Source organism: Sphingorhabdus arenilitoris (assembly GCF_042651485.1).
Lineage (GTDB): Bacteria > Pseudomonadota > Alphaproteobacteria > Sphingomonadales > Sphingomonadaceae > Sphingorhabdus_B > Sphingorhabdus_B arenilitoris.
Window position 1 is genome coordinate 75,001 of record NZ_JBHSDH010000006.1, and the last position, 23,877, is coordinate 98,877.

Annotated in this window: 22 protein-coding genes and 1 pseudogene (1 of these 23 only partly in view); 17 read left to right on the forward strand and 6 right to left on the reverse strand. The window is 56.2% G+C overall.

Annotation, left to right across the window (positions count from 1 at the left end):
* A protein-coding gene (locus ACFOWX_RS01235) for an ABC transporter permease/substrate-binding protein (protein WP_381420628.1) crosses the window boundary here: on the forward strand, window positions 1-792 show its 3' portion. The gene continues 726 nt to the left of window position 1, outside the view; the window shows 792 of its 1,518 coding nt (coding positions 727-1,518); its start codon lies beyond the left edge, outside the window; its stop codon occupies window positions 790-792.
* 57 nt (window positions 793-849) lie between these two features.
* Here the strand turns inward: ACFOWX_RS01235 and acs are convergent, their stop codons facing one another.
* Window positions 850-2,793: an acetate--CoA ligase gene (acs, locus tag ACFOWX_RS01240; protein WP_381420629.1), complete on the reverse strand. Its 1,944-nt coding sequence runs from the start codon at window positions 2,791-2,793 to the stop codon at window positions 850-852.
* A 179-nt stretch (window positions 2,794-2,972) separates the two neighbouring features.
* Between acs and ACFOWX_RS01245 the strand changes: the two genes are divergently transcribed.
* From ACFOWX_RS01245 to ACFOWX_RS01255, 3 genes are read left to right on the forward strand one after another with little or no spacing between them, the layout of a single operon-like run.
* Window positions 2,973-4,634 (forward strand): DUF4153 domain-containing protein, encoded by a 1,662-nt coding sequence (locus tag ACFOWX_RS01245; protein ID WP_381420630.1) that lies wholly within the window; start codon window positions 2,973-2,975, stop codon window positions 4,632-4,634.
* The gene (locus ACFOWX_RS01250; RefSeq protein WP_381420631.1) at window positions 4,631-5,344 is read left to right on the forward strand and encodes a response regulator transcription factor; all 714 of its coding nucleotides are present in this window, start codon (window positions 4,631-4,633) and stop codon (window positions 5,342-5,344) included. Before ACFOWX_RS01245 ends, ACFOWX_RS01250 begins: the two co-directional genes overlap by 4 nt.
* On the forward strand, window positions 5,345-7,003 hold the full coding sequence (locus ACFOWX_RS01255) for a HAMP domain-containing sensor histidine kinase (RefSeq protein WP_381420632.1): 1,659 nt from the start codon (window positions 5,345-5,347) through the stop codon (window positions 7,001-7,003).
* A 49-nt stretch (window positions 7,004-7,052) separates the two neighbouring features.
* On the opposite strand, the gene galK is transcribed toward ACFOWX_RS01255, so the two are convergent.
* Together galK and ACFOWX_RS01265 are read right to left on the reverse strand one after the other, a co-directional pair.
* A complete protein-coding gene (gene galK / locus ACFOWX_RS01260; RefSeq protein ID WP_381420633.1) occupies window positions 7,053-8,210 on the reverse strand; it encodes a galactokinase in 1,158 nt (385 codons plus the stop codon).
* Between the two features lie 4 nt (window positions 8,211-8,214).
* Window positions 8,215-9,249, reverse strand: a complete 1,035-nt coding sequence (locus tag ACFOWX_RS01265; protein ID WP_381420634.1) for a UDP-glucose--hexose-1-phosphate uridylyltransferase — start codon at window positions 9,247-9,249, stop codon at window positions 8,215-8,217.
* A gap of 214 nt (window positions 9,250-9,463) precedes the next feature.
* Here ACFOWX_RS01265 and ACFOWX_RS01270 point away from each other — a divergent pair, with 214 nt between their 5' ends.
* Genes ACFOWX_RS01270 through rimK form a run of 3 tightly spaced genes read left to right on the forward strand, consistent with a single transcriptional unit; the run spans window position 9,464 to window position 11,640 of the window.
* Complete coding sequence (locus tag ACFOWX_RS01270; protein WP_381420635.1) at window positions 9,464-10,234, forward strand: hypothetical protein; 771 nt, start codon at window positions 9,464-9,466, stop codon at window positions 10,232-10,234.
* Window positions 10,235-10,711 (forward strand): ATP-dependent zinc protease family protein, encoded by a 477-nt coding sequence (locus ACFOWX_RS01275; RefSeq protein ID WP_381420636.1) that lies wholly within the window; start codon window positions 10,235-10,237, stop codon window positions 10,709-10,711.
* A 23-nt stretch (window positions 10,712-10,734) separates the two neighbouring features.
* Complete coding sequence (rimK, locus tag ACFOWX_RS01280; protein ID WP_381420637.1) at window positions 10,735-11,640, forward strand: 30S ribosomal protein S6--L-glutamate ligase; 906 nt, start codon at window positions 10,735-10,737, stop codon at window positions 11,638-11,640.
* Window positions 11,641-11,645: 5 nt separating this feature from the next.
* On the opposite strand, the gene ACFOWX_RS01285 is transcribed toward rimK, so the two are convergent.
* The gene (locus ACFOWX_RS01285) at window positions 11,646-12,521 is read right to left on the reverse strand and encodes a hypothetical protein (protein ID WP_381420638.1); all 876 of its coding nucleotides are present in this window, start codon (window positions 12,519-12,521) and stop codon (window positions 11,646-11,648) included.
* A gap of 43 nt (window positions 12,522-12,564) precedes the next feature.
* Window positions 12,565-13,608, reverse strand: coding sequence for a succinylglutamate desuccinylase/aspartoacylase family protein (locus tag ACFOWX_RS01290; RefSeq protein ID WP_381420639.1), 1,044 nt, complete (start codon window positions 13,606-13,608; stop codon window positions 12,565-12,567).
* Between the two features lie 264 nt (window positions 13,609-13,872).
* On the opposite strand from ACFOWX_RS01290, the gene rpsM reads away from it, so the two are divergent.
* From rpsM to ACFOWX_RS01340, 10 genes are all read left to right on the forward strand, one after another.
* Complete coding sequence (rpsM, locus tag ACFOWX_RS01295) at window positions 13,873-14,241, forward strand: 30S ribosomal protein S13 (protein ID WP_381420640.1); 369 nt, start codon at window positions 13,873-13,875, stop codon at window positions 14,239-14,241.
* Window positions 14,242-14,320: 79 nt separating this feature from the next.
* Window positions 14,321-14,710: a 30S ribosomal protein S11 gene (gene rpsK, locus ACFOWX_RS01300; protein ID WP_381420641.1), complete on the forward strand. Its 390-nt coding sequence runs from the start codon at window positions 14,321-14,323 to the stop codon at window positions 14,708-14,710.
* A gap of 108 nt (window positions 14,711-14,818) precedes the next feature.
* Window positions 14,819-15,874, forward strand: a complete 1,056-nt coding sequence (locus ACFOWX_RS01305; protein WP_381420642.1) for a DNA-directed RNA polymerase subunit alpha — start codon at window positions 14,819-14,821, stop codon at window positions 15,872-15,874.
* Window positions 15,875-16,003: 129 nt separating this feature from the next.
* A complete protein-coding gene (gene rplQ / locus ACFOWX_RS01310; RefSeq protein ID WP_381420643.1) occupies window positions 16,004-16,426 on the forward strand; it encodes a 50S ribosomal protein L17 in 423 nt (140 codons plus the stop codon).
* 269 nt (window positions 16,427-16,695) lie between these two features.
* Window positions 16,696-17,418 (forward strand): DUF4166 domain-containing protein, encoded by a 723-nt coding sequence (locus ACFOWX_RS01315; RefSeq protein WP_381420644.1) that lies wholly within the window; start codon window positions 16,696-16,698, stop codon window positions 17,416-17,418.
* Window positions 17,415-18,530, forward strand: coding sequence for a saccharopine dehydrogenase family protein (locus ACFOWX_RS01320; protein ID WP_381420645.1), 1,116 nt, complete (start codon window positions 17,415-17,417; stop codon window positions 18,528-18,530). Before ACFOWX_RS01315 ends, ACFOWX_RS01320 begins: the two co-directional genes overlap by 4 nt.
* A 94-nt stretch (window positions 18,531-18,624) precedes the next feature.
* On the forward strand, window positions 18,625-20,889 hold the full coding sequence (locus ACFOWX_RS01325; RefSeq protein WP_381420646.1) for a prolyl oligopeptidase family serine peptidase: 2,265 nt from the start codon (window positions 18,625-18,627) through the stop codon (window positions 20,887-20,889).
* Between the two features lie 17 nt (window positions 20,890-20,906).
* Window positions 20,907-21,554: a class I SAM-dependent methyltransferase gene (locus ACFOWX_RS01330; protein ID WP_381420647.1), complete on the forward strand. Its 648-nt coding sequence runs from the start codon at window positions 20,907-20,909 to the stop codon at window positions 21,552-21,554.
* 154 nt (window positions 21,555-21,708) lie between these two features.
* Window positions 21,709-22,221 (forward strand): hypothetical protein, encoded by a 513-nt coding sequence (locus ACFOWX_RS01335; protein WP_381420648.1) that lies wholly within the window; start codon window positions 21,709-21,711, stop codon window positions 22,219-22,221.
* 99 nt (window positions 22,222-22,320) lie between these two features.
* The gene (locus ACFOWX_RS01340; protein ID WP_381420649.1) at window positions 22,321-22,923 is read left to right on the forward strand and encodes a hypothetical protein; all 603 of its coding nucleotides are present in this window, start codon (window positions 22,321-22,323) and stop codon (window positions 22,921-22,923) included.
* A gap of 49 nt (window positions 22,924-22,972) precedes the next feature.
* Here the strand turns inward: ACFOWX_RS01340 and ACFOWX_RS01345 are convergent.
* Window positions 22,973-23,776, reverse strand: a pseudogene (locus tag ACFOWX_RS01345) (3-hydroxyacyl-CoA dehydrogenase family protein); the annotation flags it as partial.
* Window positions 23,777-23,877 lie beyond the last annotated feature (101 nt).

The window sequence follows — 23,877 nt, forward strand, 5'->3', positions numbered from 1 at the left end:
GTTGTTACCATCGGCGCAAAGGGTTTTTCGGAACAATTTATCCTAGCGCAGTTGATCGGGAACCGTTTGGAGGAAGCGGGATATCAGGTTGAATATAAAAGCAATCTGGGCAGTGCAGTGGTGTTTGAGGCGCTGACCGCCGATGATGTCGATGTCTATGTCGATTATTCGGGGACGCTGTGGACCAATGCGATGAAGCGGACCGACAAGATTTCAAAGGCCGATATGCGGCGCGAAGTGGCGCGCTGGGCAAAAGCGGAGCACCGGGTGACGAGCCTGGGCGGGCTGGGCTTTGAAAATAGCTATGCGATGGCGGTCAGCACCGATTTGGCGAACAAGCTGCGCCTCAAATCAATCGCCGACCTGTCACGGGAGGCACCGTCACTGACATTGGGCAGCGATGTTGAATTTTTGGACCGGCCCGAATGGGCGGCGCTGCGCGATGCTTATGGGTTGAGGTTTCAAGAAGCCAAATCGTTCAATCCGACATTCATGTATGATGCGATCCGCAGCGGCGATGCAGATGTCATTTCCGCTTTTTCATCCGATGGCCGGATTGCGGCCTATGGCATGACCGTGCTGACCGACACAAAAGGCGCGATACCGGGATATGACGCGCTGCTGCTGGTCGGTCCCCGTGCGAGCAAGGATACGAAGCTGCTGACAGCGCTGCGCCCATTGGTGGGGGCGATCCCCGTTGAAAAAATGCGCCGCGCAAACATGATGGTTGATGGCGGAGAAAAAGCCAGCGCTACCGCTGCCGCCAAATGGCTGGATGGGCAGATAAAATAGCGCGGAGCCGCGGCGCTGCATAATGCCGGGCCGCATACTACCGGACCAGACAGTGCCTTACCGGGCTTTGCGGCCTTCGATCAAACCATCGACCAAGGACGGATCAGCCAACGTCGATGTGTCGCCCAGCGAGCCGAAATCATTCTCCGCAATTTTGCGCAATATCCGCCGCATGATTTTGCCCGACCGGGTTTTGGGCAGCGCCGGAGCGAAATGGATATGGTCGGGGGTGGCGATCGGACCAATCTCGCGGCGCACCTGCGCGCGCAATTCGGCCTCCAATGCTTCGCTTGGTTCAATCCCAGCATTCAGCGTCACATAGCAATAAATGCCCTGGCCCTTTATATCATGGGGGAAGCCGACAACGGCGGCCTCGGCGACTTTGTCATGCAGCACGAGCGCGCTTTCGACCTCCGCTGTGCCCATGCGGTGGCCCGACACGTTGATGACATCATCGACGCGGCCCGTGATCCAATAATAGCCATCCTCATCACGGCGGCATCCATCGCCCGTGAAATATTTGCCCTTATAGGTTGCAAAATAGGTTTGGACGAAGCGGTCATGGTCGCCATACAGCGTCCGCGCCTGCCCCGGCCAGCTATGCGTGATACATAAATTGCCCGATGTCGCGCCGGTTAAGACCGCCCCGTCATTATCCACCAGCTGCGGCTGAATCCCGAAAAAGGGACGGCCGGCGCTGCCCGGTTTCATATCATGCGCGCCGGGCAGGGTGGTAATCATCACCCCGCCGGTTTCGGTTTGCCACCATGTGTCGATGATCGGCAGCGCGCCTTTGCCCACGGTGTCATGATACCAGCGCCATGCCTCTGGATTGATCGGTTCGCCAACGCTGCCCAGCAGGCGGAGGGAGGATAAGTCATGGCGGGTGACATAGTCATCGCCTTCGCGCATCAACGCGCGGATTGCGGTCGGCGCTGTGTAGAAAATATTGACCTTATGCTTGTCCACGACTTGCCAGAACCGGTCATGCCCGGGATAATTGGGCACGCCTTCGAACATCAGCACGCTCGCCCCATTTTGCAGCGGGCCATATATGACGTAGCTATGTCCAGTGACCCAGCCAATATCGGCGGTGCACCAGAATATTTCCCCCTCGCGGTAATCAAATGCATAATGAAATGTCGCTGCGGTCCAGACCGCATAGCCGCCGGTGGTGTGCAGAACGCCCTTTGGTTTTCCTGTTGAACCCGATGTGTAGAGGATGAATAAAGGATCCTCGGCATTCATTGGTTCGCACGGACATTCGCTCACCACGTCCTGACTGACCTCATGATACCAATGGTCGCGGCCATCGGTCATGGTAACGTCTGCGCCGCTATGGCGGATGACGAGCACGCTGCGCACCGGCGTTTTGTTGAGCGCTGCATCGACATTGGCCTTTAACGGTATGTGTTTCCCCCCGCGCAGGCCGCCATCGGCGCAGATGACAAAATCGCTGCTGCAATCCTCGATCCGTCCGGCAATCGCATCGGGCGAAAATCCGCCGAAAATCACGCTATGGATTGCGCCAATCCGGGCGCAGGCGAGCATGGCCACCGCGCCTTCGATAATCATCGGCATATAAATGGTGACCCGGTCGCCTTTTGTGACCCCCATTTTTTTCAGCGTTCCGGCCATGCGGATCACTTCGGTTAATAATTCGGCATAGCTGAGGCTGCGGACCTCGCCGTCCGGGCTATCGGGTTCGAAAATCAACGCCGTGCTCTCGCCCTTGCCCGCCGCGACATGGCGGTCCACCGCATTGTGGCAGATATTCAACAGGCCATCTTCATACCATTTGATGTCCACCGGATCATAGGACCAGTTGCTGATCTTTGTGGGCGGCGTGATCCAGTCGATCCGCGTTGCCTGGTCCGCCCAAAAGGCGTCCGGCGCGTCAATGCTTTGTTGGTAAAGCGCATCATATTGGCTGGCCGTGCAATGGGTTCGGGCGATTGCAGCGGCGGGGGCCTTCACCAACAGGTCATCAGGGGCGGTCACGGGGGGTCTCCTCATTCTTATCCATCCCTTCCACCATATTTCGGCCACGCGGGCAAGCGGGGTGATGCGGCCGCCTGCACAATATCTGCACATATATACCGCCGCAATTTCACGCATCGCACCATCTGCGCTCGACAATGCCGCGTCATAAGCTTTGCAGTTTCAATAGGGGATTTTTTATGACGACTGCAGCATTTACAACGCCGCGATATAGCTTTTTGATGAAGCTGTTGGTGGCGGCGTTGCTGGTCACGATGGGTGACATATTTTTTTATCAAGGCATATTGGACGGCGCAGGCGGCGGGATATTCGCCGCTGTATGGACCGCCGGCGCGTTTGTGACGCAGCGGTCCATCTGGCGCGATAAACGGGCGCTTGCCGCGCTGTTTATGGCGATGCTGTTCGCAGGCGCACAGATCATCGACCCGTCATTTCTGACGTGGATATTATTCTGGTGCGCGATCAGCATGGCCATTTTGCTGCCGTCTACCGCGGCATTTGACGATGGCTGGCGCTGGTTTCAGCGGTTAATGTTTCACGCGATCAACCAATATGTCCGGCCATTCACCGACTGGACCAAATTGCGCAGCGCAAATCGGCGCGGACATCGCCGGTCGCTTCTGTCGGCCTGGCGCATATTGGTTTTGCCGGTGATCGGCAGCGGTATTTTCCTGCTGCTATTTGCGCAGGCCAATCCGCTGATCTCCAAATTTGTCGATAGCATCAGCTTGCCATCTCTAGGCAGCGACTTGCATCTTCGCTTGTTGACATGGGCCTTAATATTCGCGGCCGTTTGGGCCAGTTTACGGCCGCAGGTTGCCCGTCATTTATATTCGACCTTTGACGGTACAGGCGATGTTCGGATTGCCGGGGTCAGCGTCATGTCAGTGACCATCTCGCTCTTTGCGTTTAACCTGTTATTCGCGGTGCAGAATATTTCGGACATCGCATTTCTTTGGGCCGGGCAGGGATTGCCCGATGGCGTAACCTTTGCCGAATATGCGCATAGCGGCGCGTATCCGTTAATCGCGACGGCATTGCTGGCCGGGCTGTTCGTGCTGGTGACGCTGCGCCCCGGATCGGCAACGGCCAACGCCCCATGGATCAGGCGGCTAGTGGTCATGTGGATCGTGCAGAATATTTTCCTCGTTGCCTCATCGATATTGCGCACGCTGGATTATATTGAGGTCTATTCACTGACACAGCTGCGCATTGCTGCGCTGGCATGGATGGGATTGGTGGCGATTGGCCTTGCGCTTGTCTGCATCCGCATTTTCCTGATGCGCCGCGCAAGCTGGTTGATTAACAGCAATTTGGCGGCCGCTTTGCTGCTGCTGACGGGCTATAGCTTTGTCGATACCGGCGCTACGGCGGCGCATTGGAATGTCGGCCATGCACGCGAAGTGGGCGGCAAGGGTGTCTCGCTTGACCTGTGCTATTTGCACCAATTGGGCCCATCGGCGCTGCTGGCGCTGATCACATTGGAACAATCGGATCAGCCACTGGACCCCATGTTCCGGCAACGCGTGAAAGATGTGCGTCAGGATATCATGGCCAAAATGATTATCCGCAGCAACAACGGATATTGGACCTATCGGGAGGCTGAGCGGTTAAAAACTGCGCGGATATTGTTGAAAGGCGACGGGATGGATCGAGTTTCACGGTCAAGCATAAGCTGTGACGGGCTGGTCACCGCATCAGAGGCTCCGAATGTCACTCCGGGTAATGGCGGCGAAAAAATACTGCGACCCGAAATATCGGCAGGCACGCAGGGTGACTTGCCGCCGGCTGGCGCTGGCGCTTGGCACAACGGGGCATTGACAAAGGAGCTGGAACAATGATCATGGGGCCAATGTCACGCACAATATTGGTCGTCGATGACGACGCGCATATCCGCCAGCTTTTGGTCTTCGCATTGGAAAAGGCGGGGCAGAAAGCCGTCGAGGCGGCAGACGGGGAGGCTGCGCTGATCGCTGCCGCCCGGCATGAACCCGACCTTGTCATCCTCGACATCAATATGCCGAAAATGGACGGGCTGGAGGTTTGCCGCCGCTTGCGCAGCGAAGGTGACGTGCCGATCCTGTTCCTGTCATCGCGCGATGATGAAATTGACCGGGTTCTGGGCATTGAGCTGGGCGGTGATGATTATGTCGCCAAACCCTTTAGCCCGCGTGAGGTGGTGGCCCGGGTGATGGCGATCCTGCGCCGGACGACATCCCGCCCGCCGGTATCGTCGCAGGCCGATGGGGTGGTCAAACATGGCGCATTGATGCTCGACCCGGACGGTTGGACCGCGCGGTGGGGTGATGCGGAAATCACGCTGACGGTGACCGAATTTTCCATCCTGCGCACGCTGGCCAGCTTACCCGGCAAGATATTCAGCCGCGATGCGATTATCAGCCGCCTGCACGGCCCCGGCTTTGCCATTACCGACCGAACAATTGACAGCCATGTGCGCAATTTGCGGCATAAATTTGCCGAGGCGGGCTGTGATGACCTGATCGAAACGCGCGCCGGTGTTGGTTACCGCATTGGTGCCTGCGGTGGTTAAGTGATTGCAGCCGTCAAAACGCTGATCAAACGCTTTTGGCCGGTGATGCGGCTGCGCACGATTATTTTTGGGACGTTGCTATTTGTTGCGGCGCTTCCGGGGATTAGCGCGATTGGCCTTCGTGTGTATGAAAATACGCTGGTCCGGCAAACAGAGGCGGAGCTGATTGCGCAAGGGGCGGCGCTGGTCGCGGCGACAGAGGCACGCTGGCCCGGGTCGAAAATGCTATCCGATCTGCCGCCGCCGCAGCCCAAGGATGGCTGGCTGTCAAAGGGCAAATATTCGCGTTCAGCCAAAGCGTTGCCATCGCGGTCTTTTTCCTCGCTGTCGGGGCAGGAAGAAAATTACCGGCGCGAACCAACGACGATTGATTTGAGCAGCACGCGGGTTCTGGCGGCGCGCGCGGCCGGAGTGCAGGCGGGCAGCGCAGATAAAATCGCACAGCGCGTTGCCAGCGAAATGACGCCGGTTATGCTGTCCACATCGCGCCGCACATTGGCATCGATCCAAATGATCGACCAAAATGGCATTGTCGTTGCGGGCTTTGAACGGGGCCGTAGCTACGCCCATATTGAAGAAGCAAGGTCGGCGCTCGCTGGTCAGATTAACACGAAGCTGCGCCGCAATGGCGACTATAATCCGCGCTATTCCTTCGAATGGCTCAGCCGTGCATCGGGTCTTCGGCTCCACCATGCCCGGCCGCTTCGGATCAATGGGGAGATACGCGGCGCATTGCTCATCACCCGTTCGCCCCGCGTCCTGTTTGAAGGCATTTATCAGGATATTGGCAAAATCGCGCTGGGCATCGCGGTGATATTTGCGATCCTGATCGGCATCACCGCGATCATGGCGCGCGCAATCATCCGCCCGATTGAAAGCCTAAGCCGCGCCACGCGAATGATGACGGCGGGGCGCGGACGCATTCCGGCGCGGCCCGGCCTTGGCGTGGTTGAAATCCGCGATCTATATGATGACTATCGCAGCATGGCCGAAGCGATTACCCGCCGGTCGCATTATTTGCGCGATTTTGCCGCGTCGGTCAGCCATGAATTTAAGACGCCGCTGACCGGGATACGCGGAGCGATTGAGCTCCTAGAAGATCATGGCGAACAAATGTCCGCCGAGGAACGACAGCGTTTTTATGACAATATGACCGGCGACGCCGATCGTTTATCGGCGCTGGTCGGGCGGCTGATGGAGCTGGCTAAGGCCGATATGCAAATCACCGATGCGGATGCAAAGGCCGATGTGGCCGAGGTAATCGCCGGGATTGCCGACGGATTTCGCAGTGATGATTTTACCGTGCTGCAGCAGACCTCTCCCGCGTTACCGCCCGCACTCGCCCCGCCCGCAACCATCGAAGCGGTGACGACCACGATGTTGGAAAATAGTCAGCAGGCGGGGGCAAGTCAGATTTCGATCGCCGCCTATGCTGACCAGGGACGGATCATCGTCGATTATCACGACAATGGTCCGGGTATCGCAGACGGCGACCGCGACCGGATTTTCGATGCCTTTTTCACCAGCAAACGCGGCGAAGGCGGAACGGGCCTGGGCCTTGCTATCGCCCGTTCGCTGGTTGAGGCGAGCAATGGCGAATTGATTTTTGTGCCATCGGATGAGGGCGCGCATTTCCGGTTAGTTTTGCAGGCGTCCTGAAACAAGTTCAGGATGACGATCTTCGTTATGGGGCGGCGGTGGAACTGCTTTACGGGCAAAGCGATGCGCCCGCTGCGGCTTTTTCCACCATGATTTCGGGCGGTGTTCCAGCGGGCGTGGTATAGTGCTCCCGAACGCTCGCGCATACTGCTTCTGCTTGGTCAGCGCGGACCAGCGCTACTGCTGCGCCGCCAAATCCGCCGCCGGTCATCCGGGCGCCGCCATATTTTCCCGCCGCCCGCTGCATGATTTCGGCCAAGCGGTCTATGCCCGGCACGGTGATTTCAAAATCATCGCGCATGGAGCTATGCGATTCAGCCATCAGCATGCTCATTGCCTGTATGTCGGCTTCGGCCAGTGCGCGTGCCATGTCGAACGTCCGCTGATTTTCAGTAACAATGTGCCGAGCGCGGCGATAGACGACATCGTCCATTTGCCCCCGTTTGGCCTCCAGCATGGGCATATCGGCATCGCGCAGCGCGGCAACGTCCAACATCCTTGCCGCTTCCTCGCATTGCCGCCGCCGGTCATTATAATGACCGCCAACATTGTCATGGGTGATGCCGCTTTGTGCGATGATGATTGCAAGGTCATCGGGGATAGGAACCGGCGATAAAGCAAGGCTGCGGCAATCAATCGCCAGCGCATGACCGGCTTGTCCTGCGGCGGAGATCATCTGATCCATGATCCCGCATTGGCATCCGACAAAGTCATTTTCCGCCTTTTGCCCCAGCAGCGCGATTTGTGCAGGATCAAGGCCCGGTAACACCCACAAATGCTGCATCATCGTGCCCAAAGCGACCTCCAGTGAAGCAGACGAGGACAGGCCGGACCCTAACGGGATATTCCCCGAAATGGCGATGTCGGTGCCGCCTATTCCATGTCCGGCATCGCGCATAATTTTCACCATGCCGCGCACATAATTTTGCCATGCCGAACCGGGCAGCGCTTCGATCGTCTGGTCGATTGCGAATTGATCCTGCACGTCGCCAAAATCCGCTGCGATAACGCGGACGGTCTGATCACTGCGCCGTGATGCGGCCACCACCGTTTCGCGGCCAATGGCGCAGGGCAGGACAAAGCCGTCATTATAGTCGGTATGCTCGCCTATCAAATTCACGCGCCCGGGCGCACGCACGCAAATTTCGGGCGGCTGTCCCGTCATCAGATGAAAGGCATTACGCGCGGATTTTTCGGGGGTCATCATGGCGTTATCTGTTCCTGTAATGCGGGCCAGCTGCATCGCGCAGCAAGGCGGCGGCCTGTTCCGGCGTCAGGTCGCGCTGCGCCTCGGCCATCATTTCATAGCCGACCATAAATTTGCGAATTTCGGCAGAGCGCAGCAACGGCGGGTAAAAATGCGCGTGTAGTTGCCAATGCGCGTCGTCTGCTTGGCCAAATGGTGCGCTATGCCAGCCCATCGAATAAGGGAAGGAGCATTGGAATAAATTATCATAGGCACAGGTTAGCTGTTGTAATGCATCCGCCAAATCATCGCGCTGCGTTTCGGTGAGCTCGGTAATCCGGCGCACGGCAAAACGCGGCAATAGCAATGTTTCAAACGGCCATGAGGCCCAGAATGGAACGACCGCGATCCAATGGTTTGTTTGAACGACGGTGCGCGACCCATCGGCGCTCTCCCGCTGGGCCGTATCGAGCAGCATCGGCGAGCCATATTCGTCCATCCACATCCGCTGGTTCCGGTCTTCGGCAGCGGGCAAGCTGGGCACGGCAGATTGCGCCCATATTTGGCCATGCGGATGCGGACTGGAACATCCCATCATCGCGCCCTTATTTTCGAAAACTTGCACCCATGGATAGGCCTGTCCCAACTCAGCCGATTGATCGGCCCAGCAATCGATCACCTTGCGTATTTGGCTGGTGGTTAATTCGGGCAGCGTTTTGCTATGGTCGGGGGAGAAACAAATGACACGGCATTCGCCTGTCACGGCATCATGGCGGAATAACGGGTCAGTTGGCAGCGTTTCCGTTTCCTGTTGGGTCAGCGCCGCAAAGTCATTGCCGAACACAAATATATCTTCGTAATTCGGGTTTACATCACCGCCGACCCTTTCATTGCCGGGGCACAGATAACACGTAGGGTCATGGCTTTGTGACGGCAGTATATCCGGGCTGTCGACCTGTCCCTGCCATGGACGCTTTCCGCGCTGCGGTGATACGAGCACCCATTCCCCCGATAGCGGATTATACCGCCGGTGCGGATTTTCGGGGTGATTGCTCGTCATGCGTTACGGCTTTCCAATGGTGATAAGGACCAGCGGGAGGGCGGCTATCCTCGCGCTCTGGCGCTATGTAACAGCAGCGCTGCTTTTGGCAAAGCCCTGTGATCGTCCTGTGATCGTCCTGTGACCGGTGGGTGATCGCCTTATCACCTCTCTACCATCGCCGCCTTGAATTGCACCATTGCAAGAAAGGCCGGAAAGCGGCTATCAGTAGGCCATGAGAAAATTATTCATCAGCGCATTAGTCACATTGACCGCCCTTCCCACAGCGGCGATGGCCGAAGTGAAAGACAGCAGCGAAAATGGCTTTGTCATCATTCACAATGCGGAGGTTGATGCGACCCCGGATGAAATATGGAAAAGGTTAATTTCGCCCAAGGATTGGTGGAACAAAGCGCATAGCTGGTCGGGCAGCAGTGCCGGTTTTTACATTGATGCCCAGGCCAATGGCTGTTTTTGCGAGCTGTTTCAGGAAAAGGGCGCGGATGGAAAGATGAAAACCGTGGGCAGCGTGGAACATATGCGGGTGATTTTTGCGCAGCCCGGCAATGTGCTACGAATGCAGGGCGCACTGGGGCCGCTGCAATCGGAGGCAGTGACCGGAACCCTAACCGTGGCGATGGCCGCCAATAAGGGTAAGGCCGGAACGAAGCTCAGCTTCTCTTATGTTGTTGGCGGTTATATGCGCTACAAGGTGGGTGAAATCGCGCCTGCGGTAGACAAGGTGCTTGGCGAACAGATGGCCGGATTGGTGAAGCCGTTTAAGAGCTTGGCTGCGGTTGAGAATAAACCGTCCAATTGGTCGCTTGATTTGGATGGTCTTGGCATTGGTGAAGGCAAGAATAGCGATCAGGATGATTCCGATGCAGAGGGCAAGGGCACAGACGCGGCGATAAGGGATAAGGCCAAAGCCGCAGTGGATAAAAAACCACCGGCAACGGTCAAAAAACCACAGCCTGCCACCTCCGGCGTGACGAAAGAGAGATAATTGGCGCAGCGAAGCAGGCCTGCCGGTTCCTTGGGCAAGAAAAAGATCATCCGCAAGATGACGGAAATCGGCTGGTGCGAGCTGGTGGATATAACCAGTCTTGGTTTGACCCAGGTTCATGCGAAAATGGACAGCGGAGCGGCAACCTCCTCAATCCACGCGACAAGGATTAAACCGTTTGACGAAGAGGGGGCACCGTGGGTAGAATTCTCTTTTCACGCAAGCGCCAAAGATCATGTTATACGGCTGCGAGCGCCAGTTGTTGACCGGCGTATGGTGCGCAGTTCGAACGGCAAAGAACAATTACGTTATGTCATCGCCGCGCAATTGAAATTGGGTAGTTTGATATGGGATGGCCAACTGACCCTGGCAAATCGCGGGTCGATGGCATTCCCCGTGCTGATTGGGCGGCGCGGATTAAAAAGGGGCTTTTTGGTCAATAGCGGCAAGAAATGGATGCTGGGTAAGCCCGAGTAAAGATATAAGAAAAAAGGATATTTATGAAAATTGCAATGCTGGCCCGGAATCCGAAACTTTATTCGCACCGCAGGCTGAAAGAAGCGGCGGAGCAGCGCGGGCATGAGTTGGATATTATCAATACGCTGCGCTGCACGATGAATATTACTTCGCACCGGCCCACGGTTTTGTATAATGGAGAGACATTGAAAGGGTATGATGCGGTTATTCCGCGTATCGGCGCATCGATCACTCATTATGGCCTCGCCGTTCTGCGTCAGTTTGAAATGTCCGGCGTATGGCCGCTGAATGAAAGCGTGGCCATTGGCCGGTCGCGTGACAAGCTGCGTTCGATGCAGATATTTGCGAAGCATGGCCTTGGCCTGCCCGTCACGGCCTTTGCCCACGATCCCAAGCAAACCGAAGAGGTGATTAAAATTGTTGGCGGTGCGCCTTGCGTCATCAAACTTTTGGAGGGAACGCAGGGGATTGGGGTGGTTCTGGGCGATACAGAACGGTCGGCAAAATCTGTGGTTGAGGCTTTTCGCGGGGCCAATGTAAACATTCTGGTGCAGGAATTCATCAAAGAAGCCGGTAGCAGTGACATTCGCGTTTTCGTCGTTGGCGGTAAAGTAGTGGCGTCCATGATGCGCACCGGAGCCGAGGGCGATTTCCGTTCCAATCTGCACCGCGGCGGCAGCGCCAAGACAATCAAAATTACCCCCGAAGAACGCTCGACCGCGATCCGCGCCGCGAAAGTAATGGGGCTGAATGTAGCGGGCGTCGATTTGCTGCGCTCCAATCATGGCCCAGTGATTATGGAAGTGAATAGCTCACCCGGATTGGAGGGGCTGGAAGGCGCAACTGGCCTTGATGTAGCTGGCACGATCATCGAATTTATGGAGAAAAATGCCAAAACCGGTTCCACCAAAACCAAGGGTAAAGGCTGATTTTCCTATTCGCCGCAATCCACCGAATAGCCAATAATGTTATATTCCTCACCCACGGATGTCATGCCTAAGGTCATTTTGCCCTTACGGTAGGCATAGGTGCAAAAACCATAGCCCGTGCCGGAGCAGCCGTCGACTTCGGGCACGCTTTTGCGCAGGTGGGTGACGGTGCCGCCATAGCCCTCGTCGGGGCTGCTATTGGGCCGCCATCCCGCAGAGCGCAGCGGTTTTCGTGCATCAAAAATTTGTTTGCCGTAAATATTGGGAATGACTGCCTTCCCGCCGCAATAGCTTTCCTGCGCGGGTAGGGGGGTGATCGCTGATATACCACCGCGCACCGTCATTTTTGCAATAGGCGCATAGGGGCCCGTGCCATCGCCAATGTAAAACTCGCCCGGCTTCTGGTCCAGCGGATCGAGCGATCCAATGACCAGATCATCGGGCCTTGCCGAATAAGCGATGGCGAGCAGCTTGCCATCGCCAAACATCGCCAAATTCCCATTCCGGCCAAAACACACGCCGCTGGTGCCGGGGTCCAAAGCCGAGGAAAAACTGACAAAATGCAGGCCGCCCTCTTGATGCTCGCTTGTGACGAGCCAGCCTGCCTTTTGGACCATTTCACCATAAGCGCTCACGTCTTGGGTCAGATAATGGCTGCAAAATCCATCCAGTTCCGATTGGTCTGGATTTTGCGGTAGAACATGGGTTTCGCTGACCCGAATATCGGGAATAGTAGATGACAATTTCGCGATATGTGCGCCGTCTGTGTCGCGGGTGGTGTCTGCGCCGGTGGTTTGGTTAGCGACCAGTGCGCTGCCGATCAATGCGCTGCCTATCAATGCGGTCATGGCAATCGCGGTCATTCGAATATAGCTGCTCATATCGCTTTCCTAACCCATTATTTTAAGCCTGAATGCTCACTGCCTAAATAAGCTCATCCTCGTCGAGCATTTCATTGCCCATCATAGCATCATTTATTGCGTCCATTCTTTCTTCGACATTGGCGAAGATGCGGACTTCGGCAATATGCAAGATGGCATCGCCTTGGTTGACAATGGGCAAGGTTGCATGGCCGATGATGATGCCGTCGGCAGAGGCGGTTATAATTTCTTCATCATCGCCGAAAATATCGCTAATAATCGCGAGGGTTTGCCCGTTTTTAACCGCGTCGCCGGACACAGCCTGCAACCGGCATACCCCGCCCCGGCTGGCGCGCAGCCACGCGGTTTTTGTGGTTTGGGCGGGCGGCGCAGGAATTTTGCCAAGCCGTTTTGCGGTTATCATCCCCAATTGCCGCATCACGCGCAATATGCCGTTTACGCCGGTCAGCACCGACAATTCGTCAAAGCGCAGCCCTTCGCCCGCCTCCAGCAAGAGCATATCGACGCCGTCACTTTTTGCAATTTCGCGCAGGGACCCATCGCGCAACGGCGCTTCAATCACCGCAGGTGCGCCAAATTCAATCGCCAATTTTTTCAGCTTCGCATTACCCGATGCAATCCGTATCTGGGGCAGGTTATAGCGGTGGATGGCGGCGCTATGGATATCGATACCCAATTCGCATTTGGTGACGATTTCGGTGTAGAAGATATTGGCAAGCTGCGATGCCAATGACCCCCGTTCCGACCCCGGGAAGCTGCGGTTCAGATCGCGGCGATCGGGCAGATAGCGGCTGTGGCTGATAAAGCCATACATGTTGACGACGGGCACAAATATCACCGTGCCGGCCATTCGGCGCGGGTTCAGCTTTTTCATCACCCGGCGGATGATTTCGGTGCCGATGATCTCATCACCATGTATGGCGGCGCTAACGAAGATGACCGGACCGTCTTTTGCGCCATGATACACCCGCGCTTCCAATTGCGCCTGCATCCCTGCGGACAGGTCGCTGACGGGCAGGGCGATTTGGGTGGCTTGTCCTGCGGGGGCAGATTTTCCGGCCAGATTGAATGCGGTCCTACGTGCCATAATATCCCCTGAAACGTCACTATTTTTATGGTTTTCGCTATGCTAAGCATTTGACGCGGCGGCAAGCGAAATTGCATTGTCTGGCACTGGCCGCACTGCGCTTGACAATTTTACCGACTCACACTAAGGCCCGCCTATTCCAAATAACTGGTCAGGCCAGCAGCGCTTTTTTTGCGTCCGCTGGTTTTGTGCGTTTTTGGAAAGTTCAGCGATGAGATAAGGCCCCAATCCCGGGCGCCTTGTGGAGCTAAGGAGTATAGATAAGTGGCACGTATTGCCGGAGTTAACCTCCCAACAAATAAGCGCGTGATCATCGCGCTGACTTATATCCACGGTATTGGCCGGACCAAAGCCGTTGAGATTGCCGACAAGTTGAAAATTGATCATGCCCGCCGTATTCAGGATCTTTCGGATGCCGAAGTCCTGCAAATCCGTGAAACCATCGATGCGGATCACACCGTAGAAGGTGATCTTCGCCGTAACACGTCTATGAATATTAAGCGCTTGATGGATCTGGCCTGCTATCGCGGCCTGCGCCATCGCAAAGGCCTTCCTGTTCGTGGCCAGCGTACGCATACCAATGCGCGCACCCGCAAGGGCAAGCCAAAGGCGATTGCAGGCAAGAAGAAGTAAGCAGCCCATTATGGCTGTTTACGCCGCTTGATATTTGCAAGCGGTTATCACCCAAGAATTTATACAGGAAATCTGAATCATGGCACGTGAACCACAAAGAATTAAGCGGCGCGAGAGGAAAAATATCTCCGCCGGTGTTGCCCATGTCAACGCCAGCTTCAACAACACAATGGTCACCATCACCGATGCACAAGGCAACGCAATCAGCTGGTCTTCGGCTGGTATGATGGGTTTCAAAGGCTCGCGTAAATCGACGCCTTATGCAGCGCAGGTCGCAGCAGAAGATGCCGGCAAAAAAGCCGCCGAACATGGTGTCCGCACTTTGGAAGTCGAAGTGAAAGGCCCAGGATCAGGCCGCGAGTCGGCATTGCGCGCTTTGCAGGCTGTTGGGTTTAACATCACCTCTATCCGCGATGTGACGCCGATACCGCATAATGGTGTTCGCCCATCGAAACGCCGCCGCGTTTAACATAAGTTTTTTGCATCCGGGGGCAGCGATAGCTGCGCCTTCTTATACCACGGCCGGACCGGAAAAGTGCACAAATCCGCTCCCGCCCATAAAGACTAGGGGATATCCATGACAGTCAACCTTAAGAACTGGCAGGAACTGAAAAAGCCCACCGCGCTCGACCTGAAAACAGGCGGCGATCCGGCGCGCAAGGCAACCTTTGTTGCCGAACCATTGGAGCGCGGCTTTGGCCTTACGCTTGGCAATGCGCTGCGCCGAGTTTTGTTGTCATCGTTGCAAGGTGCGGCGATTACCTCAATCAAGATTGAAAATGTCTTGCATGAATTTTCTTCGCTCGCCGGTGTTCGCGAAGATATTACCGACATTGTTTTGAACATGAAACAAGTCGCGCTGAAAATGGAAGGCGAAGGTCCAAAGCGGCTGCAACTTTCCGCAACTGGCCCTGCCGAAGTTAAGGCAGGCGATATTGCCGTTTCAGGCGATATCGAAGTGATGAATAAAAATCTCGTCATCTGCCATTTGGACGAAGGCGCGACGTTGAACATGGAAATTACCGCAGATACCGGTAAAGGCTATGTTCCTGCGGTTGCCAATCGCCCCGCCGATGCGCCGATCGGTTTGATCCCGATTGACTCGCTTTATTCGCCTATTCGCCAAGTGTCGTACAAGGTCGATAATGCGCGTATTGGTCAAGAACTGGATTATGACAAGCTGAGCCTGACCGTTGAAACCGACGGCACGGTTACGCCCGAAGATGCGGTTGCCTATGCCGCGCGTATCCTTCAGGATCAGCTGCAAGTATTCGTCCACTTCGAAGACAGCATGGCCGCATCGTCGCCGATGATTGGCCAAGCTGCGCAATCGAGCGAGCAGGATGATGCGAACCAACTGAACCGCTATCTGCTGAAGAAAGTCGACGAGCTGGAATTGTCAGTGCGCAGCGCAAACTGCCTCAAAAACGACAATATCATCTATATCGGCGATCTGGTGCAAAAGAGCGAAGCCGAAATGCTGCGCACCCCCAATTTTGGTCGCAAGTCGCTTAACGAGATTAAGGAAGTCTTGTCGTCCATGGGTCTGCGCCTCGGCATGGACATCCCCGGATGGCCGCCAGAAAATATCGAAGAAATGGCGAAGAAGCTGGAACAAGAGCTTCTCGGCTAAACAGTTAAGGGAAGGCGTTTGCTAGGGCGTCTTCCCTTAAATTGATATCTGTAACGGGACGGCGGCACCCGATTTGTCGCCAGCTACGGACTACCTGATACGGGTCCATAACGAACGAAGGAAAATACCATGCGCCACAAAATTGGCCTCAAAAAATTGCAGCGCCCTACCGCGCACCGTAACGCGATGCTCCGCAACCTTGCCGCATCACTGATTAAACACGAACAGATTTTGACCACTTTGCCCAAAGCAAAGGCGCTGCGTCCTTATGTTGAAAAGCTGGTGACGCTGGCGAAAAAAGGCGGATTGTCGAACCGCCGTTTGGCACAAAGCCGGTTGATGAATGACGAACAGTTGAAAAAGCTGTTTGACGAGCTGGCCACGCGCTATGCCGACCGCAATGGCGGCTATACCCGCGTTGTAAAAGCCGGTTTCCGCGGCAGCGACGCTGCGCCTATGGGTGTAATCGAGCTGGTTGACCGCAATGTCGATGCCAAGGGCCAAGATAGCGGCCCTGTCGAAGCGGATGATGACGGCTTGACCGAAGACTAATCCGTCTTTTCCAAGATACGAATAACAAAAAGGCGGGACCGTTCGGTTCCGCCTTTTTTGGTATGCGCAGAAGGCACCGCGATTTGCCGAGCAGCAGGTTGACGCCTTGAGTCTGTGCTCCACCTTCAAAAACCATCATCCAAAATTGTTTCGGGGTACATATGTGCCAAGCATCAGGTCATAGCCGAAAGTCCTTGCAATGCCGTATATTTCTGTATAAACAGAAATTACAGAATAAAGGTGAGTCGCAAAAATAGGAGTGCGGCAAGATGAAACAGAGGGCAGATATTGCAAACATTGTAGCTATGCAGGTGGCCAATGACATAGGCCCGGCCAGCGCAGACGATAGCTTAGGCGATATTGCGCAGAACCAGGTGCAGGGTGCCGCATTGCTCGACCTTCGTTTCCGCGCTTTGCTGCCCCGCGCCGATTGGGACGCGCTTCCGCTACGGGTGCAGCAGCGTTTCAGCAAACGGCTCGCCGGTGACCGCGTTGCGCTCTATGCCGGACGCATTGAAGAAGCGCGGTTCAGCAAAATAGGCTGGTTTTTGGCGCAGGCGCTCCGCCTGATCGGGGCGCCGTTACCGCTCAGCCGGGATGCTGGTGTGCCCGCCGCCGTCTGTGTGGCCGAAGACCCGCAGGGCGGCGGACAATTATGGACCAGAATTTATCATCATCGGCGCGGCTTCCCGCAAATGATTAATAGCGCGAAACGCTTTGCCGGACCCAGCGGGCTGGAGGAATATATTGGCAAAGGCATCGGCATGGCGCTGCGCGTGCGGGCGGTGGAGGGCGGGCTGGCCTTTGAAAGCGACCATTATTTCCTGAAGCTAGGCCGCATCCGTATTCGCATTCCGCATTTTTGCGGACCGGGCCGCACCGAGGTTCGCCATATTGACAAGGGCGAAGGCCGCTTTGATTTTAGCCTGATATTGGTCCACCCTTTATTGGGCGAGCTGGTTTATCAACGCGCGGAGTTTTGCGACCAATGACCGATGCCCCCGCGCATATTATGATCATCGGCGCGAGCGGCGTATTTGGCAGCCGTCTTGTGCAGTTGATGCAGAAAGAACCGGGCTGGCGCGTGACGCTGGTGGGGCGGCGGACCGCACCGTTGGAGCGGCTGGCGGCGGGACATGACGGATATTCTGTCCGGGCTCTCGACCGCAACCTGATCTGTGCCGATGATTTGGCGGGTGTCGATTTGGTGATTGATGCATCCGGCCCGTTCCAAAACTCCCATAGCGCAGTGATTGACGCAGCGATTGACGCGCGTTGCCACTATGCAGATTTGGCCGATGGGCGCGATTTTGTCGGTGCGATTGGCCGTTTTGATGTCCGTGCAAAGGCCGCGAATATAGCGGTGATAACAGGGGCCAGCTCGGTGCCTGCGCTATCCCACGCGGTCCTCGATCATCTAACCGCCGGATGGCGAGAGGTTGAGGCGATTCAGGTTGGCATTTATCCCGGCAACCGTGCGCCGCGCGGACGAGCGGTGGTTGAGGCGATATTATCCTATAGCGGCAAGCCGGTTCGGGTGTTTCGTGATGGCAGATGGCAGCAGCTGCCCGGATGGGGGATGCTGCACCGCGCCGATATTGCGGGCGTTGGCAAAAGATGGGCGAGCATTTGTGATACGCCCGATCAGGATCTGCTCGTTGCCCGGTATGCGCCTACAAAATCAGCGGAGTTTTTTGCGGGGCTGGAACTGCCCATCTTGCATCTGGGCCTGTGGGGGCTCAGCCTGCCTGTGCGCTGGGGCTTGATCCCGTCGCTGCGCCCGGCGGCCGGTATAATGCTTTGGATGGCGCAGCGTTTCCTTCGCTTTGGCAGTGACAAGGGCGCGATGGAAGTGGTGGTTAGCGGCACTGATGCCGCTGGTCAGCGCGCACGGCGCCGCTGGACGCTTGCGGCGGACGCCAATCGCGGGCCGTTTACGCCGACCCTTGCCGCGTTGGCATTGGCGCGGCGGCTGCGGGATGGCCGCTTTGATTTTCGCGGCGCAATGCCCTGTGCCGGGATGCTCAGTCTGGCCGAATTTGACCGCGATTTTGACGCGCTTGATATGCAGCGGCGGATCGACAGCTTGCCGCCCGCCTCATAAAATTACGCTGAAACGAAATAATCCGCGCTCGCCAATTGCGTGAGCGGCGAAGGAGCGCTAGCCTGCTGCCGAAGCCAATTTAGGGGAGCCGTTCATGCGCCGTAATTTCACCGAAAAATCATTCCTGCTCTGTGCCGCCGGCGCGCTTGCCATGACCAGCAGCGCAGCGATTGCCGCTGATGATGCGCCAGACAGCGGGCCTACCGCCGCCGTGAGCGCGGCCACCGCCGACATGACGGCGCCGCTTGCCTATCCCGATACGAAAAAGGTCGATGTGACCGAGGAGCAATTTGGCGTGCAGGTCGCCGACCCCTATCGCTGGTTGGAGGATGACGTGCGGGGCAGCAAGGAAGTGGCCGATTGGGTCGCGTCGCAAAAGGCGGTGGCGGATGGTTATCTGGACAGCCTGCCGGGGAAGGACGCGCTGGCCGCAAAGATGAAGGCCTTGTTCAATTATGAGCGCTATAGCTTGCCCGACGAAGCAGGGAGCACTTATTTTTTCACCAAGAATGACGGCCTGCAAAATCAATCGGTGCTCTACGCGCGCAAGGGGCTAAAGGGTAAGGACCGCGTCCTGATTGATCCGAACACATGGGCAACCGACGGCGCTACCGCGCTGGACGCCTGGGTGCCATCCAAAAATGGCAAGCTGCTGGCTTATTCGGTCCAGGATGGCGGATCGGATTGGCGCACGATCCGCGTGCTGGATGTGGTGACGGGCAAGGTGCTGACGGACGAAATTAAATGGGCCAAATTCACCAACATCGCCTGGGTCGGAAATGAAGGTTTCCTCTATTCGCGATTTGCCGAGCCGAAGGAGGGTGAGGCGTTTCAGGAATTGAACTTCAATCAAACGGTCTATTTCCATAAGATCGGCACGCCGCAGAGCGCCGATGAAGTGGTCTATGCAACCCCGGACCGAAAGGAGCTCGGTCACACAGCTGAGGTGACGCAGGATGGCCGCTGGGTAGTGCTGACCAGCTCGTCGGGGACGGATGAGAAATATGAGCTGAATGTGATTCCGTTGGGCAAGAAGCGGGCTTGGAAGGTGCAGCCTTTGGTGCAGGGCCTCGATTATGACTGGCAACTGGTCGAAGGGATTGGTGACACACTCTATTTTGTAACCAACAAAAATGCGCCGAAGCTGAAAGTTCTCAGCGTCGATTTGAAAGCTATAAGAACTTTCAGAGGGCCATGTGGTTTTGATCCCAGCAAAGAATGCAATCTGTGGGATTATGTTTTCACCGACATCATCCCCGAACGCGAAGAGACCCTCGCTCGCGCGCAGATTGTCGGCGACCGGTTGGTGCTGTCCTATCTGAAGGACGCGGCGTCGATGGCGATGATGACCGACCTTCAGGGCGAGCCGGTGCAGCAGATCAGCCTGAACAGCATCGGCACCGCGTCGGGCTTTGGCGGCAGACCGGGCGATCCGGAAACTTTCTACAGCTTCTCAAGCTTCAATCAGCCCGGCGCCGTCTACCGCTTTGACTCGCGCACCGGAAAATCCACGCCCTTCGCGCAGCCGCAGCTTAGTTTTCGGCCAGAGGATATAGCGCTATCTCAAATCTTCTATCCATCGAAGGATGGCACAAAAATCCCCATGTTCATTGTCCACCGAAAGGATTTGGACCTGTCGAGCGGCGCGCCCACGATCCTTTATGGCTATGGCGGCTTTAACCTGCCGCAGCTTCCCAGCTATAGCGCGGTCAGGATGGCGTGGATACAATCGGGCGGGGTGTTTGCGCTCGCCAATATCCGGGGCGGCAGCGAATATGGCAAGCCTTGGCACGATGCGGGGCGTTTGTTGAACAAGCAGAATGTGTTCGACGATTTCATCGCGGCGGGTGAGTATCTGATCGCTCAGGGGATTACCACAAAGGACAAGCTGGCCATCGAAGGCCGGTCGAACGGCGGCTTGCTGGTGGGTGCGGTGGTGAACCAAAGGCCAGACCTGTTCGCGGCGGGCCATGCGGCTGTTGGAGTGATGGATATGCTGCGTTTCGACCGGTTTACCGCCGGGCGTTACTGGGTGGACGATTATGGCTATCCGAACAAGGAGGAGGATTTCAGAAACCTGCTATCCTACTCGCCCTATCACAATATCAAATCGGGCAGCAAATATCCGGCGGTGATTGTTTCGACCGCCGACACCGACGACCGCGTGGTGCCGGGCCATAGCTTCAAATATATCAGCGCGCTGCAAGCCGCAGACACAGGCGACAAGCCCAAAATCATCCGCATTGAAAGCCGCGCAGGCCATGGGTCCGGCAAACCCACCGACAAGCTCATCGAAGAATATTCCGACATCTATGCCTTTTTAGCGAAATGGACGGGGCTTAACTTGACGCAGCAATAACCAATAGGGACAGCAAAATGACGCAGCAACAATGGCAACCCCGACCCGTTGGCTGGTGGGAACGGCATATGGTCCCGCGCTTGATAAGCTGTGCCTGTTCGCAAGGGCAGTTTATGAAAGCGCGCAGCCGCATCGTGCCGTGTGCGTCGGGGGATGTCCTTGAACTGGGCTGCGGCGGCGGAATCAATATGGAATTTTACGATCCCGCCCGGATCAAAAGCTTTTCCGGGATTGATCCATCGCCGGCCCTGTTGGAGCAGTCGCGCAGCGCGGCGCAGGCATTGGGTATTTCCGCCAATATATTAGGCGGCGTGGGCGAGGCGATGCCGTTTGATGATGACAGCTTCGACACATTGGTCTGCACATTCACCTTATGCTCGGTGGACGCACAGCAACAGGTATTGTCCGAAATGTGCCGCGTGCTGCGTCCCGGCGGCCAAGTGTTGTTCCTTGAACATGGCAGCGCGCCCGATGCGAATGTGCAGAAATGGCAACGGCGCATTGAACCTGTTTGGAAACGCATTGGCGGCAATTGCCATTTAACGCGGCCCATATCCGCCGCCTATCAAAATGCAGGCTTTACCGTGTCGCACGGCGATAAAGGCTATATGCCAAAGACCCCCAAGCCATTTGGATGGCTCGAATGGGGTGAGGCGCGGATGTAAATAACCCATCTGAAATGAAAAATAGTGATGTTCATAAAAATAGAGTTTTATATGAACATTTCCTGACAGCATGGTTCAGTCTTGGGTCAAATCGCTTGTCCTAAAAAGTCTCCAACAGCCGGGAACAGCCCGCTGGTATTACAGGAGACATGTCATGAAAAATATGACCAAAGCAATAATGGGGACTGCTGCTGCTGCGGCAATGGCTGTCTCTGCCAATCCAGCACTCGCCAAACATGGCGACCGAGATGATGGCATAAGCACCAGCGAAGTGATTGCTGGCGTCGCTATATTGGGCGGCATTGCGGCGATATTGTCGTCGAATGATAATGACCGATATGACCGCGACTATCATCGCGGAGGCCGTGATGGCTTTTACCGCGGACGTGGCTATGACGGCGAACGCGCGGCGATTAACCGCTGCATCCGCACTGTCGAGCGCGGCAATCGCTATGGCTATGCCAAGGTTACCGACATCAGAGACATCGACCGCACCCGCTATGGCTATGCAGTCAAAGGCCGTTTGACGGTGAATAGCGGCTATCGCGACCGGTATGACCGTTATGGCCGGGGTGGTTATCGTAATTATGACAGCGGCAAATTCACCTGTTACGTAGAACGCGGCCGGGTGGTTGATATCGATTATCGCGGGATCAGGGGTTATTGATCCGGATATAGAAAAATGGGGTTCAGCTTCGAGACAGGCTGAACCCACTATCTATGCGGCGCAGGGCAAAATGCCTGCGCATTTTATGGGGGCAATTTAATGTATATATTCAAGAAAATAGCTCTGGGCAGCGCATCTGTGGCGATGATCCTTACACCCGCTGCGCCGATAATGGCGGCGGATATGGGCACAACAGACCATGCACCACTCAGCGCCTATGACGGCGCGGCGAGTTATGATGATGACGCATCCTCTTATCACCGGCGGGGCCGTTATCACCGGCACCGCGACCGAGTGGATGCAGGTGATGTGATTGCGGGCATTGGAATATTGGCGGGGATCGCGATTTTGGCCGACGCCGCCAGCAAATCTAAGAAGCGCGACCGGGATGACCGGAATTATCCACAGGATTATCCGCGAGGTTATCCCCAAAACTACCCACAGGACAATCGGCAAAATTTCCCGCAAAACGGAACCGAGGGCGGATATGGCAGCGGCAATGATATTGGCGATGCGGTAGAGGCTTGTTCTGTCGCAGCAGAAAGCCGTGCAGGCGGCAATGCGCAGGTGGAACAGATTAGTTCGGTTACCCGTGACGGCGACGGCTGGCGGGTGGAGGGCGATCTGTCGGGTGCGCGCGTATCAAGCTTTAGCTGCGGCGTCACCGGCGGGCAGGTGGATTTTATCCAATTTAACGACTGATCCATGATCGGGGTGAGGCGGCGGATGGTTCGCCACCTCACCTGATTATCTATGCCTTTGCCTTTAACGTGGCAGCGACATTAAACCCATGGCGTTCCAAAGCCTCCACGATTTTCTTGGCGCCTTCCAGATCGCCCCAGAACATCGGTCCGCCGCGATATACCGGCCAACCATAGCCATAAATCCATACCACATCGATGTCGGATGCGCGCTGTGCCTTGCCTTCCTCCAATATCAAATAACCTTCATTGACCATGGGATATAGGGTGCGTTCGATGATCTCCTGATCGCTGATCTCGCGCTTTTGCATATTGGACGTGGCGCGAAATTCTTCGATAATCTCGGCAACCTCGGCGCTGGGTGTGGGCTGGCGCTTTTCATCATAATCGTAAAAGCCCTTCCCCGTTTTCTGACCCCAGCGCCCTTTGGCACATAGCGCGTCGCGGATATTTTCGATCCGGCTTTCATCGCGGTGCCAGCCGATATCGACACCGGCGAGGTCGCTCATTTGGAATGGCCCCATGGGCATACCAAAATCGGTATGCACTTTGTCAATCTGCTGCGGCGTCGCTCCTTCCATCAATAGTTTGTTGGCTTCCAACTGGCGCGGTTTCAGCATCCGGTTGCCGATAAATCCGTCGCAGACACCGGCAACTACCGCGACCTTGCCGATTTTCTTGCCAATCGCCATCGCCGTGGCCAGCGCATCATCCGCGGTTTTTTCGGCGCGGACAACTTCTAGCAATTTCATAACATTAGCCGGGGAAAAGAAATGCATACCCAGCACATCCTGCGGCCGCGATGTTGCGGCGGCGATTTCGTCAATGTCGAGGAAGCTGGTGTTGGACGCTAGGTCACCGACTCATTAAAGCGCAACCAGATGCGGATTGAGGCGAGTTGTACCGAGGCGAGATAATTGTCATCGCGCTTGTCGTATCGTGTTGCAACGGCACG